The sequence below is a fragment of the Enterococcus sp. DIV0174 genome (genome assembly GCF_050529065.1).
GTDB classification, from domain to species: Bacteria; Bacillota; Bacilli; order Lactobacillales; family Enterococcaceae; genus Enterococcus_B; species Enterococcus_B thailandicus.
The window spans coordinates 183,246-200,469 of record NZ_CP172881.1 but is presented as its reverse complement, the minus strand read 5'-3'; the positions used below and the strand labels follow the sequence as shown (position 1 = coordinate 200,469).

Annotated in this window: 20 protein-coding genes and 1 other annotated feature; of the genes, 5 read left to right on the top strand and 15 right to left on the bottom strand. The window is 37.2% G+C overall.

Annotated elements, in window-relative coordinates:
* Positions 1-97: 97 nt before the first annotated feature.
* The 8 genes from IGJ93_RS01035 to infC form a co-directional block, all read right to left on the bottom strand.
* Positions 98-913 carry a PTS system mannose/fructose/sorbose family transporter subunit IID gene (locus tag IGJ93_RS01035; protein WP_071868546.1) on the bottom strand — a complete coding sequence of 272 codons (816 nt, stop codon included), beginning with the start codon at positions 911-913 and terminating at the stop codon, positions 98-100.
* A complete protein-coding gene (locus tag IGJ93_RS01030) occupies positions 903-1,718 on the bottom strand; it encodes a PTS mannose/fructose/sorbose/N-acetylgalactosamine transporter subunit IIC (RefSeq protein ID WP_067483285.1) in 816 nt (271 codons plus the stop codon). The genes IGJ93_RS01035 and IGJ93_RS01030 overlap by 11 nt, the downstream gene beginning before the upstream one ends.
* A gap of 19 nt (positions 1,719-1,737) precedes the next feature.
* The gene (locus IGJ93_RS01025; protein ID WP_067483287.1) at positions 1,738-2,241 is read right to left on the bottom strand and encodes a PTS sugar transporter subunit IIB; all 504 of its coding nucleotides are present in this window, start codon (positions 2,239-2,241) and stop codon (positions 1,738-1,740) included.
* 22 nt (positions 2,242-2,263) lie between these two features.
* Positions 2,264-3,451 (bottom strand): glycoside hydrolase family 88 protein, encoded by a 1,188-nt coding sequence (locus IGJ93_RS01020; protein WP_075491907.1) that lies wholly within the window; start codon positions 3,449-3,451, stop codon positions 2,264-2,266.
* Positions 3,452-3,645: 194 nt separating this feature from the next.
* Positions 3,646-4,383 (bottom strand): GntR family transcriptional regulator, encoded by a 738-nt coding sequence (locus tag IGJ93_RS01015; RefSeq protein WP_075491909.1) that lies wholly within the window; start codon positions 4,381-4,383, stop codon positions 3,646-3,648.
* 266 nt (positions 4,384-4,649) lie between these two features.
* Positions 4,650-5,009, bottom strand: a complete 360-nt coding sequence (gene rplT, locus IGJ93_RS01010; RefSeq protein WP_067483295.1) for a 50S ribosomal protein L20 — start codon at positions 5,007-5,009, stop codon at positions 4,650-4,652.
* A gap of 57 nt (positions 5,010-5,066) precedes the next feature.
* Positions 5,067-5,267, bottom strand: coding sequence for a 50S ribosomal protein L35 (gene rpmI / locus IGJ93_RS01005; RefSeq protein WP_067483297.1), 201 nt, complete (start codon positions 5,265-5,267; stop codon positions 5,067-5,069).
* A 71-nt stretch (positions 5,268-5,338) separates the two neighbouring features.
* Positions 5,339-5,863, bottom strand: a complete 525-nt coding sequence (gene infC / locus IGJ93_RS01000; RefSeq protein ID WP_067483298.1) for a translation initiation factor IF-3 — start codon at positions 5,861-5,863, stop codon at positions 5,339-5,341.
* 43 nt (positions 5,864-5,906) lie between these two features.
* Positions 5,907-6,033 (bottom strand) — a sequence feature (ribosomal protein L20 leader region).
* Positions 6,034-6,174: 141 nt separating this feature from the next.
* Here infC and IGJ93_RS00995 point away from each other — a divergent pair.
* Entirely contained in the window at positions 6,175-6,807 is a 633-nt protein-coding gene (locus tag IGJ93_RS00995) for a pentapeptide repeat-containing protein (protein WP_067483301.1), read from the top strand.
* Position 6,808: 1 nt separating this feature from the next.
* Here the strand turns inward: IGJ93_RS00995 and IGJ93_RS00990 are convergent, their stop codons facing one another.
* Together IGJ93_RS00990 and IGJ93_RS00985 are read right to left on the bottom strand one after the other, a co-directional pair.
* Positions 6,809-7,714 (bottom strand): magnesium transporter CorA family protein, encoded by a 906-nt coding sequence (locus IGJ93_RS00990; protein WP_075491333.1) that lies wholly within the window; start codon positions 7,712-7,714, stop codon positions 6,809-6,811.
* 89 nt (positions 7,715-7,803) lie between these two features.
* Complete coding sequence (locus tag IGJ93_RS00985; protein ID WP_172843715.1) at positions 7,804-8,463, bottom strand: deoxynucleoside kinase; 660 nt, start codon at positions 8,461-8,463, stop codon at positions 7,804-7,806.
* A gap of 329 nt (positions 8,464-8,792) precedes the next feature.
* On the opposite strand from IGJ93_RS00985, the gene mvk reads away from it, so the two are divergent.
* From mvk to fni, 4 genes are read left to right on the top strand one after another with little or no spacing between them, the layout of a single operon-like run.
* The gene (gene mvk, locus IGJ93_RS00980) at positions 8,793-9,743 is read left to right on the top strand and encodes a mevalonate kinase (protein ID WP_086270548.1); all 951 of its coding nucleotides are present in this window, start codon (positions 8,793-8,795) and stop codon (positions 9,741-9,743) included.
* Entirely contained in the window at positions 9,736-10,713 is a 978-nt protein-coding gene (gene mvaD, locus IGJ93_RS00975; protein ID WP_086270547.1) for a diphosphomevalonate decarboxylase, read from the top strand. The genes mvk and mvaD overlap by 8 nt, the downstream gene beginning before the upstream one ends.
* 12 nt (positions 10,714-10,725) lie before the next feature.
* Positions 10,726-11,811 (top strand): phosphomevalonate kinase, encoded by a 1,086-nt coding sequence (locus tag IGJ93_RS00970; protein ID WP_067483309.1) that lies wholly within the window; start codon positions 10,726-10,728, stop codon positions 11,809-11,811.
* Complete coding sequence (gene fni, locus IGJ93_RS00965) at positions 11,808-12,851, top strand: type 2 isopentenyl-diphosphate Delta-isomerase (RefSeq protein WP_071868715.1); 1,044 nt, start codon at positions 11,808-11,810, stop codon at positions 12,849-12,851. Before IGJ93_RS00970 ends, fni begins: the two co-directional genes overlap by 4 nt.
* A 104-nt stretch (positions 12,852-12,955) precedes the next feature.
* On the opposite strand, the gene IGJ93_RS00960 is transcribed toward fni, so the two are convergent.
* From IGJ93_RS00960 to IGJ93_RS00940, 5 genes are all read right to left on the bottom strand, one after another.
* Positions 12,956-13,759: a gluconate 5-dehydrogenase gene (locus IGJ93_RS00960; protein ID WP_067483314.1), complete on the bottom strand. Its 804-nt coding sequence runs from the start codon at positions 13,757-13,759 to the stop codon at positions 12,956-12,958.
* A 22-nt stretch (positions 13,760-13,781) separates the two neighbouring features.
* Complete coding sequence (gene kduI, locus IGJ93_RS00955; RefSeq protein ID WP_067483315.1) at positions 13,782-14,624, bottom strand: 5-dehydro-4-deoxy-D-glucuronate isomerase; 843 nt, start codon at positions 14,622-14,624, stop codon at positions 13,782-13,784.
* Positions 14,625-14,638: 14 nt separating this feature from the next.
* Positions 14,639-15,646 (bottom strand): sugar kinase, encoded by a 1,008-nt coding sequence (locus tag IGJ93_RS00950; protein ID WP_067483318.1) that lies wholly within the window; start codon positions 15,644-15,646, stop codon positions 14,639-14,641.
* A 6-nt stretch (positions 15,647-15,652) separates the two neighbouring features.
* On the bottom strand, positions 15,653-16,297 hold the full coding sequence (locus tag IGJ93_RS00945; protein WP_067483320.1) for a bifunctional 4-hydroxy-2-oxoglutarate aldolase/2-dehydro-3-deoxy-phosphogluconate aldolase: 645 nt from the start codon (positions 16,295-16,297) through the stop codon (positions 15,653-15,655).
* Positions 16,298-16,395: 98 nt separating this feature from the next.
* A complete protein-coding gene (locus IGJ93_RS00940) occupies positions 16,396-17,157 on the bottom strand; it encodes an IclR family transcriptional regulator (RefSeq protein WP_086270545.1) in 762 nt (253 codons plus the stop codon).
* Positions 17,158-17,224 lie beyond the last annotated feature (67 nt).

The following is a 17,224-nucleotide window of genomic DNA, read 5'->3' as shown; positions in this document are numbered from 1 at the left end:
ATAGCTAATCACTTGAAGAACTTATGGCGAAAGAAAAACAATATTTTCTAAAATAAAAGGAAACTTCTCGCCTTTTCCTTAAGAAACTTCAATTTATCTATGCCAAAATACCAAATACAGATGCCAAGATACCAATTGCAAATAACAGTATTAATAGCTGATACGTGTTCCATTTTTTCTTTTTAATCAGATAAAATACAAGGATAGTAAGTAGAACAGCTAACATATTGGGCATAATTTTATCCAAGATGTCTTGAATAGCAATTACTTGTTTTTCTCCTGACTCCACTTTACTAGCATACTGAATAGCAATATTAGCTTTTACAAAAGATGTAGCTAAACCCGAAATTACTGTTACCCCCACAATATTTGCCGCAGCAGAGATTTTTCCAATTCGGTCACTTAATGTTTCGATAACACTAGTGCCTAATTTGAATCCCAGATACCCCATGAGGATTTTAATTGCTAACATTGTTACAACCATTGAGAACCAGAAGCCCATTGGAGCAAAACCTAGGCCGTCTAAGGCTAAGCCCGCAAATAACGTTGAGAATAAGGGCGCAATCCCAAACTGAGCAATAGAATCTCCAATTCCTGACATCGGGCCCATGAGCGCCATTTTAATACTACGCGTATCTGAAATACTTTGATCATTATCATACATTGCTAACTGCATACTAGTAATAAATGGCACCATTTGAGGATTTGTATTATAAAATTCTAAATTTGCAGTGGCCGTTTCTTTTAACTTTTCTGGATCATCTTTATAGATTTTCTTTAACGCAGGCATAATTGTATTTAAATAACTCACACCTTGATAAGAGGTATAGTTGAACGCATTTTGTAAAAAGTATGACCGAAGAGCAGTCGTCATATAATCTTTTTGTGTCAATTTAAGTTTTTTAGATTCCATTACTGAAGTCCTCCTCTTCATCCAACAAAGTTTGATTATTCGCTACTAAGCTTTTTTCCCCAACAGGTGTCTTATCTTTCCCATAATACTGAATCAGTGCAAAAACTGCACCGACCATCGCGACTGCCATTGTGGGTAACTCAAGATACGCTACACAGACATAGCCTAACAACACATACGGAATCAAACTCTTTTCTAACATAACCGACATAATCATTGCAAAACCAATCGCTGGGATAAGTCCGCCAGCTACTGAGAAGCCATTAATCAGCCATTCGGGTAGCGCTTCCACAAATGCTTGTAATCCAGGTCGGCTTAATGCTGCAAGTATCCCAATGAGAAAACCTGCTAAAGCAAAAGCAATGTAGGTTGAGTGAGCGATAAGCGTGAATTTTTTAAATTGTCCACTTTCAATAGCATTTTTAGACCACTTAGCACTTCCTGAAAAGAATGTATATAATGCAGTCGTCACTAATTGAAATAAAACGGCAAATGGAAATGACAATGCCAACGCAGACTCAGCGGTTACGCCTTGATCTTTCAACGTGATTGCCATAATCGTTCCAACAATTCCCGGACCAACTGGATTTGGCGGAACTGTTCCACCCGCACCTACGCCAAATCCCATATAAGCTAGCTCAGCTAGTGCCCCAAATTTCAAAGCAGTCGGAATATCACCTAAAACAACGCCAACAAAAAAGGACATGACCAATGCTCGGTTCGTATAGATTCCCAATAATTGCCCAGAATAGCAAAACGCAGTAATTAATCCTATAAGTATTCCTTGTACTAATGTAATCTCCATTTTTTATTTCCTCTCTAAATTAACTGTTTTTAATTTTTTCCATTAATGTATCTAAATGCTGAGAGCCATCATTAGACATCGGTGAAGTTTTGGTAGTAAACGTCACATGGTGTTCATTCTTCAATTTTCTCAAGTCGTTTTTATCTTCTTCACCCAAATAGATAAATTGAGAAATTTTTTCTTTTCCTTCAGCAGCATGAATATTGCCAATATTTAATTGTTCCATTGGAAAACCCAACTCACAAAGTTTTAGTGCATCATGGAGATTTTCGACAACTACAAAAATCGTTTGATGAGGCGCTGCTTTCCAGATCACTTCAGCAGTACGTGCAATGGTCCAAAAGCGGACATTGATATCTTGAGGTAAGACTGTTTTCATTAACATTTGTTGTACGTTATCTTCAGCTGCCTTATCATTCGCGCAAATAACTAAATTAACTCCTAAACTTTTAATCCATAATTGCCCTTGTCCATGGATTAAACGCGCATCTACTCGTACCATTTTTACATTTGGTTTATCCATATTTTCCCCTCCTATTCTTGCTTTACCAATACATTTTCCAATCTTTTTTGAATCGAACTAAAGCCTCCAAGTAAAAATAATCTCCCCAAATATTCCCTTCATTTACTCCTTTGCCACTATGCCATGAATACACACCTTCATTCATTAAAGCTGTAATCCCTTCCGTTTTAGAATCTGTGTAATGTTCTATTAAACTTTTCAGCATTGAATGTTGCGCATACTTGTAAACTAATTTGGATTGATTTGCTTCGGGTAAAAACCTATCCATCAAATTCATTCCACAAATCGCAATGGCTGTTGCAGAAGTATCTCTAGGCTGATTGGATCCATCTGTAAAAATCAAATCCCAATAACTAACGAAATCTTTTGGTAGCCGATTTAAGAAATAATTTGTGACTGCTTCAAATAATTCAGTATTCTGTTCATTCGAACAATATGAACGAAAAAGTGCAATTCCATAAATTAACCAAGATTGTCCACGTGCCCAACTCGACGAATCTGAATAGCCTTGACGTGTTTTTCCATACAAAGGTAGTCCTTCTTTCGTATCAAAAAAGAACGTATGATAGGCAGAAGAATCTTCACGAATCGCGTGTTCAATGGTCGTATGATAGTGTCTGACTGCAACTTCACGATACTTTTTATCTTCAGTAACTTCTGTCGCCCAAAAAAGTAAGGGAATATTTAAAAGGCAGTCGACAATCAAGCGATAATTATCTTGTTTCCCTAGCTCTCCCCAAGCTTGAATAAATTGACCTTTTTCTTGGTAACGTGACAATAATTTTTCTGCCGCCTTTAAAGACACTTGCTTTGCTTGCTCATCACCTACAAGTTTGTAGGCACTCACACAAGATAGGCTATACAGGAAACCTAAATCATGATGATCAATTTCAATATCCTGATCCATTCGATGAATAAAACTTTGAACATTTTTTTCTGCAATTTTTTTAAAGTCTTCATCTTGCGTGACCTCATAGCAAAGCCAGAGAATACCTGTCCAAAAACCATTTGTCCATTCCGTATTAGCCATTGGCATATATGAATTATTTTTAGTCGCTGGTGTAGGATACTGGTCCTTCAATTGAAAAATATTTTTTTTAACTTTTTTCACCGCATCAGCTATCGCTTGATCAATCACTTCTTCCGAAAGTAACCCTTGACCAAAGTATCTCTCACTAGACAATAACTTTTCTTTCTTTTTTTCTTTCAAAAAAATCCCTCCATCACTTAACGTGTTAACCGGTGTAAAAATATCTTAGCTTATTTTTCATTTTTTGTAAACCCTTTCTTTTTTTGAAACTAAAAATAGTTTACGTATTTTATTTTTTGATACACAAAAAAGCACTGAAGAAGATTGTTAACTTCTCAGTGCTTGAGTCATTTAACTATTTTAAAAATAAAAAGTTATTCCCCAACAATTTCAATTTGATAAAAATCTGGATGAATAAAGCTTCGACTGTACTCAATCGGTACGCCATCCTTTCCTGAAATCAAACGTCTAATATCAAATAACGAATAGCTCTCCTCTTCACCAAAACGTTTCTCAATCAGTTTTAGTGGTTCAAGTTCTTCCATTCCTTCTCTTAATAAAATTGTTCGAACTTCCATCGACATCGGAAGATTCGACATGTGCCCAACCAGTCCAAGTTCTTCTGACAGGCTTGCGCCATTGACCCAGCGTTCCAAAGAATCTTTTGCTAATTTATCTCGGAAAAGATAACGGTTTTGTATTTTCCATGGACGACCATTAGTCAGTGCAATTTGGCTTATTTTCACTAACGATCTTTGCCCCGTTTTATCCCCTAATTGTTGTGCGATAAACTTGTCCTTCACTTGACCAAAATTCAAGGTGATTGTTTTTTCAACTGATTTTTTCTTAGCATCATTTGATAAAGAAAGCTGTTCAGAAAAAAAGACCTTTCTGTGTTTCAAATTTTTTCTAACAAAGGTTCCTTCTCCTTGGCGACGAATCAAGTAACCCTCATTTACCAAATCATTTAGTGCTTTTACAACCGTTGTGTTACTGACACTATAGATTTTTTTTAAATCACCTTCGGAGTAAATTTTTTCACCTGCACTAAATTCTCCTGATTCAATTTTCTTGATAATATCCTGTTTGATTGTTTCGTACTTGGATGCCATTTTATTCTCCCTTAACCTGTTAACCGTTTATTTACATAATAAATAATTTTTTGTTTTCTGTAAATAGATTGCTTGACTGTAAGAACATATCGACTGATACTTTCCCACAATTTTTACACAGCTTAACGGTTATGTAAAAATAACAATTCACATTAATTGGTAAAAAAATACAAAAAAAAATCAATTTAAGCAGTATCTGCCTAAATTGATTTTCAACTTAGTTATTTAACTAGAATTTCATCAATAAATCTTAACGAAAATCTGAATTATTTAGCTAAAGCGTCTTTTGCTTGGTCAGCTAATGCAGTAAAAGCTGCTGCATCGTTAACAGCAAGGTCAGCTAACATTTTACGGTTGATGTCGATTTCAGCCAATTTCAAACCGTGCATTAATTTTGAGTAGCTTAAGCCATTCATACGAGCTGCTGCGTTGATACGAGCAATCCATAATTTGCGGAAGTCGCGTTTCTTTTGACGACGATCGCGATATGCGTAGTTGTATGAATTCATTACTTGTTCTTTTGCTGTTTTAAATAAAGTGTGTTTTGAACCGTAGTAACCTTTTGCTAATTTTAGCATTTTTTTACGACGTTTACGAGTTACTGTTCCACCTTTAACACGTGCCATGTTTAATTCCTCCTAAAAATAAATCTTCTCATTGAAATTTTTCTAAATTTGCGTTGCTTATTTCATTTTTGCTAGTTGTTGACGGATACGTTTAAAATCGCCACTAGCAACCATACGTGCTTTACGCAATTGACGGCGTTGTTTTTTTGTTTTGCCGTGGAAACGGTGACTTGTAAACGCGCGGTAACGTTTCAATCCGCCTTTACCAGTACGTTTGAATCGTTTTGCTGATCCGCGGTGTGTTTTTTGTTTTGGCATGACTATATTTCCTCCTCAAAATCTTTCGTTATCCGACCATTGACTGTTCAACAATCAGTTAGTCATTCAAATTACTTACTGTCGTTTTTCGGTGCCAGCGTCAAGAACATGCTGCGTCCGTCCATTTTCGCTTTTTGTTCCACTGTTGCAATATCAGCAGTTTCTTCAGCTAAGCGATTTAAGACTTTTTGACCAATCTCTTTATGGGTAATGGCACGGCCTTTAAAACGGATAGAAGCTTTCACTTTATCGCCTTTTTCTAAGAACTTACGTGCATTACGAAGTTTTGTATTGAAGTCATTTACGTCAATTGTCGGACTTAAACGTACCTCTTTAACATTGATCACTTTTTGTTTTTTACGCGCTTCACGGTCTTTTTTCTGTTGTTCAAAACGGAATTTCCCGTAATCCATGATTCGCGCAACTGGTGGTTTCGCACCTGGGGCAACTAACACAAGATCCAAGTTTGCTTGTTCAGCAATCTGTAATGCTTCTGCTTTTGTTTTAACACCTAACTGCTCGCCTTCTGAACCGATCAATCGTAATTCTCGTGCACGAATGCCGTCGTTAACCATCATATCCTTTGCTATGGTCATTCACCTCCAAATATTATGAGAGAAAGAAAAGCTTACCGAATTTTCGGTAATAAAAAAACGAGTTCTTTTTATCAGAACCCGCGCATAATCCACCTAAAGAATCGGCGAAAACTATCTAGCCCAGCGACTATATCAACTAAGGCGAGAAGCGCGTGCTTCTGCTTTTATTTCTCAACTTCACTAGTTTATCAAATTTACTTGAACATGTCAACTCTTTATCTAAAATAAAGGACCTATTTTAAAAAGATATCCTAGCATTTTCTCTTTATTTTATTTATCTTTAAGATAAGAAAATAATTTGGAGGCAACCTATGAAAAAGAATGATCCTATTGCACCTATCTTATCTCACCTAGAGGAAGGCGACTTTTATTTAGAAGATGAAGAACTCTTTTCAAATCTTTTAGTCAAAGATAGCGACCAAAGTTATTTATCCGCAAAAAATTTGATTATAAGAGACAGCCACATTCAAAAATTAACCATGCAAAAAACTATTTTGGAAAGTTTTGAATGTAGCAATGTCATTTTCGACCACTGTGATTTTTCCAATTTAGAATGGATTGGTGCCAGTTTTCACCAAGTAACTTTTCAACAATGCAAGTTAACCGGAACAAATTTTGCGGAAGGCTATCTTCGTGATTGCTCATTCAATGAATGTTTAGCTTCGATGGCCTCTTTCAGCAACACGAATTTGAAAACTGTCCGCTTTTCTGACTGTCAACTAGAAGACACCGAATTTTATGAAGTTCGATGGAAAAACTTATCCCTGCTCAACAATCAGCTTACGGGATCTAATTGGTTCCGTACACCTCTAAAAGCATTGGATTTTAGAACAAATGACTTTACTAAAATTGCACTTTCTCTAGAAAATCTCTCTGGTTTATCAGTCGACCAAGAACAAGCTTTAGTCATCGCAGCTAGTTTGGGACTTATCATTGAAGAATAATTTATTTAATTCGGCGCCATAAAGCAATTAACATCCAAACGGATAAAATCAGACTGATGACCAGCGCAATTCCCCAACCAAACACAGAGTGAGTAAATGGTAACTGTAAGTTCATTCCAAAAAAACCAGTGACGATCGTCGGAACGGTCAACAATAATGACCAGACAGTTAAGAATTTCATCGTGTCATTTAGGTTGTTATTCAACAAGTTATTATAAGTTCCAGATAACTGGTCTAAAATTTGTGATGCCAGATTCGTCATCTCGACTGCCTGCTTGGCTTCAATCAATGCGTCATCCAATTGTTCCTTTTCGCCTTCAGACATTTTACGATAAATAGCTAAAGCTTTTATCTGCTCAATCAACACAGCATTTTGTTTTGTCCCTGTGACTAAATAAACTAGTCCGATTTCTAAGTCAGATAATTGCAATAAGTTTTGATTACTTGTTTTTTCTCGTAACTTTTGATTTAAGCGTTGTCGCTCGCTATTCACTTCTTCAACTAATGGGAAAAAGGAATCTGAAATCAAAAATAAAGTTTGAAATAGCAAGCTATAGACACTCATGTTAGGTGTGCGTTGTAGCAATGATTCCATGAGACGTACTACATAACCAGTATTTTCTGTAGTAAATGTAAAAATACCGTTCTCTTTCAAAATAAAGGCCATCGGTGTTGTTTCATAATGATTTTCACTTTTCCTTTGGTGAGGAACATTGTAGACAAGAAGCATTGCCTCATCAAGCACATCATATTCTACCCGTGCGCGTTCGTTTTTATCGAGAGAGTAAGTTAGCATCTCGTCGCTTAATTTATACTCTTCTTTTAAGTTTTTAACACCAATAACATTGTCACGTTGAATATTTAGCCAAAAATTTTGGTCAGAATTAAAAAAACGTTTATTACTCATTATTGACCTCCTCATAACACTTTCTCTTAACAGTATAAAGAAAAAAACTATTCAAACAAGGTAAAAGCCATTGCTTGAATAGTATTTATTTAATATACAAATTGTTCTTGACGGATTTCGGCTAATTTTTCTTTCACGATTCGGACCACTTCATCTTTTGCTTGTGGATCTTCGACAAAATTGTAGCGATCTCCATCAATTTGAATTTTAGGACTTTCATTGTAGTTTTCGTACCATTGATCATAACGACGATTCAATTCTTGATAATAATCATATAACGATGGGTCAAAAGATAATTGCTCATATGAACGACCACGTTTCTCGATTCGTTCCAACATTGTATCAAAAGAAACTCGAATATGAATCAGTAAATCAGGATTTTTTTTGTGGGCTGCATAAGGTAGCTCTTCCATCATATTTTCTAGTAATTCATCATAGACACGCACTTCTGTTTCTGTCGCTCTTCCTAAATCTGCATTCAAATGGAATAATAAAGAATCTTCATAGATTGAACGGTCCAAAACGTTGTTATCATCTTTCATTGCTTGTTTAATACTTGCAAAACGTTTATTTAAAAAATAAATTTGTAATAAAAAAGCATATTGCTCAGGGTTAGCATAAAACAAAGGTAACACTTCATTATCATCAATTGATTCATAAAAAGCCTGACTATTAAATTCTTCAGCTATCATTTCTGTTAAACTTGACTTTCCTGCACCAATTGTACCAGCTAAAACGATCACGCTCATTTACCTCCAACTCACTTCATTACTAAATATTGTATGTGTTTTTCAATCTTTCTAAATATACCCCCAATATCTAGTAGTGTCAAATGGAATTTATTGAACGCCCTTCGAAAAAAAACTCAAAAAAATTCTTAAGAAAACAGTGATTTTTTGACAGAAAACGCATTCTTGGTTTTACTTATTGAGCGGATTTAGTAAAATAGGGAGGAAATGATTTTTGGTTTGCTCTTTTTCACATCATCAAACCAAATTCTCGTTGAGTAGCGCAACTATTTAGGGCGCTTTATTTTTTGTCTAAAAGTTACTGTTATGTGAGGAAAAGGAGTTAAGTTATGGCAAACTATGGCCAAGGGGAATCAAGCGGAAAAATTATCTTGATGGGTGAACATGCCGTTGTATACGGCGAACCAGCAATTGCCTTTCCATTTTATGCAACGAAAGTCACTGCAAAATTTGAAACGTTAACTGAAGATGTTACCCAAGATCAATTGTTTTCAGCCTATTATGTAGGAAAGTTGATTCATGCACCACAAGCACTCAAAAATATCAAAGCTTTAGTCACACATTTAAAACAGGATCATGGTGTCAAGGAATCAGTCAGCCTCACCATTGAAAGTACCATTCCTGCTGAACGCGGAATGGGTTCTAGCGCTGCTGTTGCAGTAGCAATCACACGCGCCTTTTATGATTATCTTTCACTTTCACTAGCACATGAAACATTGTTAAGCTATGTTCAGATTTCTGAAAAAATTGCTCATGGCAACCCAAGTGGAATCGATGCTGCCGCTACAAGTAGTCATAACCCAATCTATTTTATCAAAGGGCAACCTTTCGAGTATTTCACAATCAACTTGGATGCTTTTTTGATTGTTGCTGATACTGGGATCAAAGGACAAACGCGGGAAGCTGTTAAAGACGTCGCTCATTTATTTGAAAAAGACTCACACAAGACTGGACAAAAAATTCAACAATTAGGACAACTCACACAAAAAGCAAAACAAGCAATCATCCAAAACAATCCCGAAAATTTAGCGCAAGTCATGAATCAGGCACAAGTTACATTAAGAGAATTAACAATCAGTAATCATTTTCTAGACCTATTGATTGAAACAGCGTTAGATGCTGGTGCTCTAGGAGCGAAATTAACTGGAGGCGGACGCGGTGGTTGTATGCTCGCTCTTGCCAAAACAAAAACAGAAGCCCAAGCGATTTGTACAGCTCTGGAAGATGCCGGTGCTGTAGCTACTTGGATTCAAGGATTAGGAGTACATACCCATGTTTAAAGGAAAAGCTCGTGCTTACACGAATATTGCACTCATCAAGTATTGGGGGAAAAAAGATGAGGAATTCATTTTACCAATGAATAATAGTTTATCTCTTACACTAGATGCTTTTTACACCGAAACAGAAGTCATCTTCTCTGATACTTTTACTAAGGATAAATTTTATTTGGATGGTGAGCAACAAGACGAAAAAGCAACGAAAAAAATCAGCACTTTTCTTGATCTTGTACGAGAAAAAGGCCAAACAACGCTCAATGCGCAAGTTATCAGTCAAAATTTTGTTCCTACAGCTGCTGGACTTGCTTCCTCCGCAAGTGGCTTAGCTGCATTAGCTGGTGCTTGTAATGAGGCACTTCAATTAGGCTTAGATAACGCAGGATTATCTCGATTAGCTCGTCGGGGCTCTGGTTCAGCGTGTCGTAGTATTTACGGCGGATTTGTGGAATGGGAAAAAGGGGTTGACGATTTTACCTCCTACGCAAAGCAAATCCCTTCCGATCATTTTGAAGATGATTTAGCCATGGTCTTTTTATTACTAAACGATCAGCAAAAAGACGTTTCTAGTCGTGATGGCATGCGTCGCACAGTTGAAACTTCAAGCTTTTATCAAGGCTGGCTTGACTCCCTAGATGCAGATTTAGCGCAGTTAAAGCAAGCCATTACTGACAAAAATTTTCAATCTTTAGGGGAAACAATGGAACGAAACGCATTAAAGATGCATGGCACTACACTAGCAGCGAACCCACCGTTTACTTACTGGTCTCCTGATAGTTTAAAAGCAATGCAAGCAGTCCGTGATTTGAGAAAGCAAGGCGTTCCGTGTTACTTTACAATGGATGCTGGACCAAATGTAAAAATTTTAGTCGAGAAAAAACATTTAGCTGCAGTTAAAACAGCTTGTAATCATTTATTTAGTGAAAAACAAGTAGTTTCAGCCCAAGCAGGTTCTGGAATTACGATTATCAAGTAAAGGGAGATTTTTATGATTGAAGTATCTGCACCAGGAAAGCTTTACATTGCTGGTGAATATGCAGTTGTAGAAACTGGGCACCCTGCCATCATCGTGGCGGTTGACCAATTTGTCACGGTAACAGTCGAAGCGGCTAGAAAAGTGGGAAGTATCCAGTCTGCACAATATAGTGAGATGCCGATTCGTTGGACTAGAAGAAATGGTGAATTAGTTTTAGATATTCGAGAAAATCCATTTCACTACATTCTGGCAGCAATTCGGTTAACTGAAAAATACGCACAAGAAAAAAATAGTTTGCTTTCTTTTTATGACTTGAAGGTAACCAGCGAGCTAGATAGTTCAAATGGCCGAAAATATGGTCTTGGTTCAAGCGGTGCTGTTACGGTCGCAACTGTTAAAGCATTAAATATTTTTTATGATTTGCACCTAAGCCAGTTAGAAATTTTCAAAATTGCTGCTTTAGCAAATCTAGCTGTTCAAGACAACGGTTCTTGCGGAGATATTGCCGCTAGTTGTTATGGTGGTTGGATTGCTTTTTCTACTTTTGATCATCGTTGGGTTCAGCAACAAGAAAAACAGCAGACAATTAGTGAGTTACTTGCAATGGATTGGCCAGGACTTTCGATTGAGCCCCTTGAGGCACCAAAAGATTTACGATTGCTTATTGGTTGGACAGGTAGTCCAGCTTCTACTTCTGATTTAGTTGACCAAGTCCATCGTTCACGAGAAGATAAAAAAACGGCTTACGAAACATTTCTTAGAAATAGTGAAAATTGTGTCAATCAAATGATTCAAGGATTCAAACAAGATGATGTGGCTCTGATTCAAAAACAAATTCGGCAAAATCGCCAATTGCTACGCAACCTATCTACCGTTACCGGTGTGGTCATCGAAACACCTGCGTTAAATGAATTGTGTAACTTAGCAGAAGAATATGAAGGAGCCGCTAAGTCTTCTGGTGCTGGCGGTGGTGATTGTGGAATCGTGATCGTGGATCAAAAATCCGGCATCTTACCTCTCATGAGTGCATGGGAAAATGCAGAAATCACACCACTTCCACTTCATGTTTATAGTTATCGCAGAAAGGATCAATCATGAATCGAAAAGACGAACATGTTTCATTAGCCAAGGCTTTTCACAATAAGCAAAAAAATGAATTTGACGCTGTTCACCTCATTCATAATGCGTTGCCCCAGCTAGCAACAACTGATGTCGACTTATCGACGACTGTTGCTGGCTTTACGTTGACCAGTCCGTTTTATATCAACGCTATCACTGGTGGCAGTGAAAAAACAAAAAAAATCAATCGTGACCTTGCAATTGTTGCACGCGAAACTGATTTGATGATCGCAACAGGTTCAGTGAGTGCTGCTTTGAAAGATTCCAGCTTAGCTGACAGTTATACCGTGATGCGTGAAGAATACCCTGAAGGAAAGATTCTTGCTAATATCGGTGCTGGAACTTCTGTTGAAAAAGCCCAAGAAGCTATTCAATTGTTCCATGCAGATGCTTTACAAATTCATCTCAACGCCCCACAAGAGTTAGTTATGCCTGAAGGTGACCGTGATTTTTCAAACTGGTTGGAATTGATTCAAGAAATCCAACAAACAATTGCTGTACCTTTAATCGTAAAAGAAGTCGGTTTTGGCATGACACGTGAAACAATTGAGCAACTTGCACAAATTGGCGTCAAAACAATTGATGTCAGTGGACGTGGTGGGACTAGCTTTACTCAGATTGAAAATGCGCGCCGAGAAAAGCGTGAATTAACTTATCTCGCTGATTGGGGACAATCAACCGTCACCTCATTACTCGAGGCACATGAAGCAAATGCCACTGTTGATATCCTTGCCTCTGGTGGTATACGTTCTGCCTATGATATTTTCAAAGCTCTTTGCTTAGGGGCTCAAGCCGTTGGTACTTCTGGTACAGTTTTAACACATCTAATGAATCATGGCGTAGAAGAAACGATTTTATTGATTAAACAATGGCAAGAAGAACTACGTTTGCTCTATACTTTAGTTGGTGCTAGAACAACAAATGAGTTAAAATATCAATCACTTATTTTTTCTGGTGCTGTTAAAGATTGGTGTGAAGCCAGAGAAATATCCTTAGTAAAATATGGCAGACGAAACTAACTGTTGCTAAAAAAAGTGACTGGGACATAATCATTTTGATTAATGTCCCAGTCACTTTTTTGTTTATATTGAAGGAAATACTCTTTTATCTCACGACTATTTTCCTATGGTTGCTTTCCAATGTATGCCAAAATACCGCCATCAACATACAGGATGTGTCCATTAACAAAATCTGAAGCACCTGAAGCAAGGAAAATTGCTGGTCCAGCTAAATCACTTGGTTCACCCCAACGCGCAGCTGGTGTTCTTCCTACGATAAATTGATCGAACGGATGGCGTTCACCATTTTCTTGTTGCTCTCTCAGAGGTGCTGTTTGTGGCGTCGCAATATATCCAGGGCCAATGCCATTACATTGAATGTTGTATTGTCCATACTCAGAAGCAATGTTCTTTGTTAGCATCTTCAAGCCGCCTTTTGCAGCAGCATAGGCACTAACTGTTTCACGACCTAACTCACTCATCATCGAACAAATATTGATAATTTTTCCGCCACCCTTTTCAATCATATCTGGGATAACGGCCTTTGCTACGATAAATGGTGCATTCAAATCAACATCAATGACTTGACGGAAATCAGCAGCACTCATTTCGATCATTGGTGTCCGTTTGATGATTCCGGCATTGTTCACCAAAATATCTACCGAGCCAACCTCTTCTTTGATTTGCTTAGTCATCGCTTGAACAGCTTCTTCATCCGTCACATCACAAACATATCCTTTTGCTTCAATACCAGCTTCTTGATAGTGTTTGATTCCTTCATCGACAGATTCTTGCGTCAAATTATTAAAAACGATTGTTGCGCCTGCAGATGCTAATGAACGGGCAATTTCAAAACCAATCCCATAAACTGCACCTGTAACAAGTGCAACTTTTCCATCTAATCGAAAATTATCCATTGTAAAATCCATAATGATTCTCCTTTATATTGGTTTATTTTAATTGATCCATTTGAACCATATCCATGTCCGTATAAGTGATATTTTCGCCACACATTGCCCAAATAAATGAATAATTACTTGTACCAACACCTGAATGGATTGACCAACTTGGTGAAATGATTGCTTGTTCATTCGCAACCACTAAATGTTTTGTTTCATCTGGTTTACCCATCATATGGAATACACGCGTGTCTTCATTTGCATAATCAAAATAAACATAAGCTTCCATTCGACGTTCATGCGTATGACAAGGCATGGTATTCCAAGCACTACCTGGCTCTAAAATTGTATAACCCATTTGAAGTTGACAACTTTCGCAAACATTTGGGTGAATGTACTGATAAATTTTTCGTTCATTCAAGGTAACACCTTCACCAGTTTCCATTGGCTTGATTTGGTCGATACTAATTTTTACATTTGGATATTTATGGTGGGCTGGTGCGCTACTCAAATAAAATTTTGCTGGGTTTTCAGCATCTTCTGAAGAAAAAATCACTTCTTTCGTTTCTTTCCCAATATAGTAGCCATCTTGTTTTTGCATTGGTTCTTTTTGTCCATCAATTTCAATAAAACCTGGACCACCAATATTGATGACACCTAGTTCACGACGTTCTAAGAAATAGTCAACGCCGAGTTCTTTATCTAATTTGACTTCTAAAGTAGTTGTTGTAGGCGTCACTCCGCCAAAGATCATGCGATCATTGTGAGTATAAGTTAAACGAATTTCTCCAGGAACAAATACTTTTTCAACTAAAAATTCATTTCTTAATTGTTCAGTTGAATAATGACGGATATCTTCCGGACTATGTGTATAACGTGTTTTCATTTCTTGCATAATAAATACTCTCCCTATCGTATAATTTTTCCAGAGCCACAGGTTAAAAATTGTGTGACTTCTTCTTGACTGAATTGATTGCAATCACCATGAACCGTATGTTTTAACGCGGACGCAGCTGTCGCAAAGTTGATTATTTCCTGCGGCGGCATGTCCGTTAACATACCATGTAGTATTCCGCCAGCAAAAGCATCACCACCTCCAACACGATCAACGATCGGTTCGATTTCATGAACTTGTGATTCAAAATAAGTTTCATCCATCCATAAGGTTCCCACTAATTGATTTGCGCTAGCTGAATAAACTTTTCTTTTGGTTGAATAGAATGCTTTAATCATGGGAAATTTCTCTTGCATTTTTTGATAATAATAAATCAGGGATTCTGTTTCTTCTTCTGGTGCTTTATCTACTCCCAACAAGTAAAGCGCATCCATTTCTCCAGCTGAACAAATGTCTACTAAAGGTAACAATTGCTTGATTACTCGGCTTGCTTCTGCTTGTGTCCATAGTTTCCCGCGATAATTGATGTCAAAACTAATCAAACAGCCTGATTCTTTCGCAGCTTCCATCAATTTTTTTGTCATCTGCTGCCATTCGCTAGACAAAGCAGGTGTGATTCCAGAAACATGAAAGATGTCAACGCCTTCAAATAAATTTTCTAATGACCATTCGATTTCCGTCATTGTCGCAAAGCTGGAACCTGCTCGATCATAAATTACCGAGGCCGCTCGTTCTCCAACCCCAGCCTCCATGTAATATGTCCCTAATCGCTTACCACCGCGTAACAAGTAATTAGTTGACACCCCATAACTTTGAAGATGTTTCTGAACTGCATCGCCTAATGCATGAGTCGGAACTTTACTAGCAAAAATAGTTTCATGTCCATAGTTTGCTAATGAAATAGCGACATTAGCTTCACCGCCACCATAATCAGCTCTGAACTGCTCACTTTTAATGATACGCGTTCCTTGAGTTGTAGATAATCGCAACATGATTTCTCCAAGAGTTACCACTTTTCCCATCATGAATTACCCCGCGATTTCTTTCATTTTCGCCGCGTACTGCTTAGCTACTTCTGTCACTTTCTCAAAATCACCTGTAGCAGCCGGCGCAAGTAAATTGCCACCCACACCAACAGTTACCACACCTGCATCAAACCAATCCTGCATATTTTCTAAGCTTACACCACCAGTTGGCATAATGTTGACTTGTGGCATAGGTGCTTTGAATGCGGAAACAATACTTGGACCAAATGCACTGCCAGGAAATAATTTCACAATATCAACCCCACTCTTCAGTGCTGTTTTGATTTCATCAATCGTCATACAACCTGGTAAATAAGGTACTTGGTACAAATTACATAGCTCTGCTGTTTCTTTATCAAAACATGGGCTCACAATATATTCTGCACCAGCTAAAATTGCTAAACGAGCAGTAACCGCATCTAACACTGTTCCAGCACCAATGACAATCTCTTCTCGTTCTTGATAAGTTGCTAAAAGTTCTTTGATTACTTGGTCAGCTTGTGGCACGGTAAACGTAAGTTCGATGCCCGTTAAGCCACCTTTGATAATTGCATGACAAGCATTCAGTGCTTCTTCACTCGTTTTTCCACGAACTACAGCAATCACACCAGCATTTTTCAATCGAGATAAAATTTCAATTTTTTTCATTTTCTCCACCCCTTATTTCCTATTTAGAAATTAAGTTTTATAATTTGGAAATCTATACTCGTATTATAAAGGAGAAAAGAAAAAATGCAAACGCTTTTTCATTTTTTTGTTAATGTTTCTTCTATTTTTTGTTTCGTTTGCTTTACTGCTGCAACAATTTGATTTTTAATTTCGCCTGTTAAACGATATTTAGGCATACTGATACTAAATGCACCAATAATTTCATTATTTTTGACAATAGCTGCACCGATACAAAAAATATCTTGTTCCATTTCTTCATCATCGTAAGCAATTTTGGACTGCTGTACTTTTTCAATCTCGCTTTTTAAACGCAGTGGATTAGTAATCGTGTATTCAGTAAATGGAACTAGCGGATGTTTCGTTAAGTATGTATCATATTGGTTCTCATCAAACTCAGCTAATACAGCTTTTCCCATAGCAGAACTATAGAGTGGTCTAGTCACACCGATTTTGGACGACATTCGGATCGTTTGGTTTTTCGCTTCTAGTTTATTGACATATAAAATTTCTTCATTATTTAAAATTCCTAGATGAATGGTTTCATCAATCGTGTCTTGGAGTTGTTCAAGATACGGACGCGTTGCTTCCACTAAATCTTGTTCCTCAATACTTTTGTTCGCATAACGGATAAATTTACTACCTAAACGATAATTTTTCTCCGAGTTTTTATTTGTATATCCTATTAAAGTTAATGTATCTAAAATTTTTAAAGCAGTTGAAGCAGTCATTCCCGTGCCTTTAGCAATTGCTTGTAATGAAGAATCTGGCGCTTCTGCTAAGTAATCTAAAATAGTTGATGCCTTAATCAAAACAGTTCCGTAAGGTTTTTTATTTTCCATATTGCACACTCCCGTTTCTTTATAGGAAAATTATAACGGAAAACTTTTGATTTTAATAGTACGACTG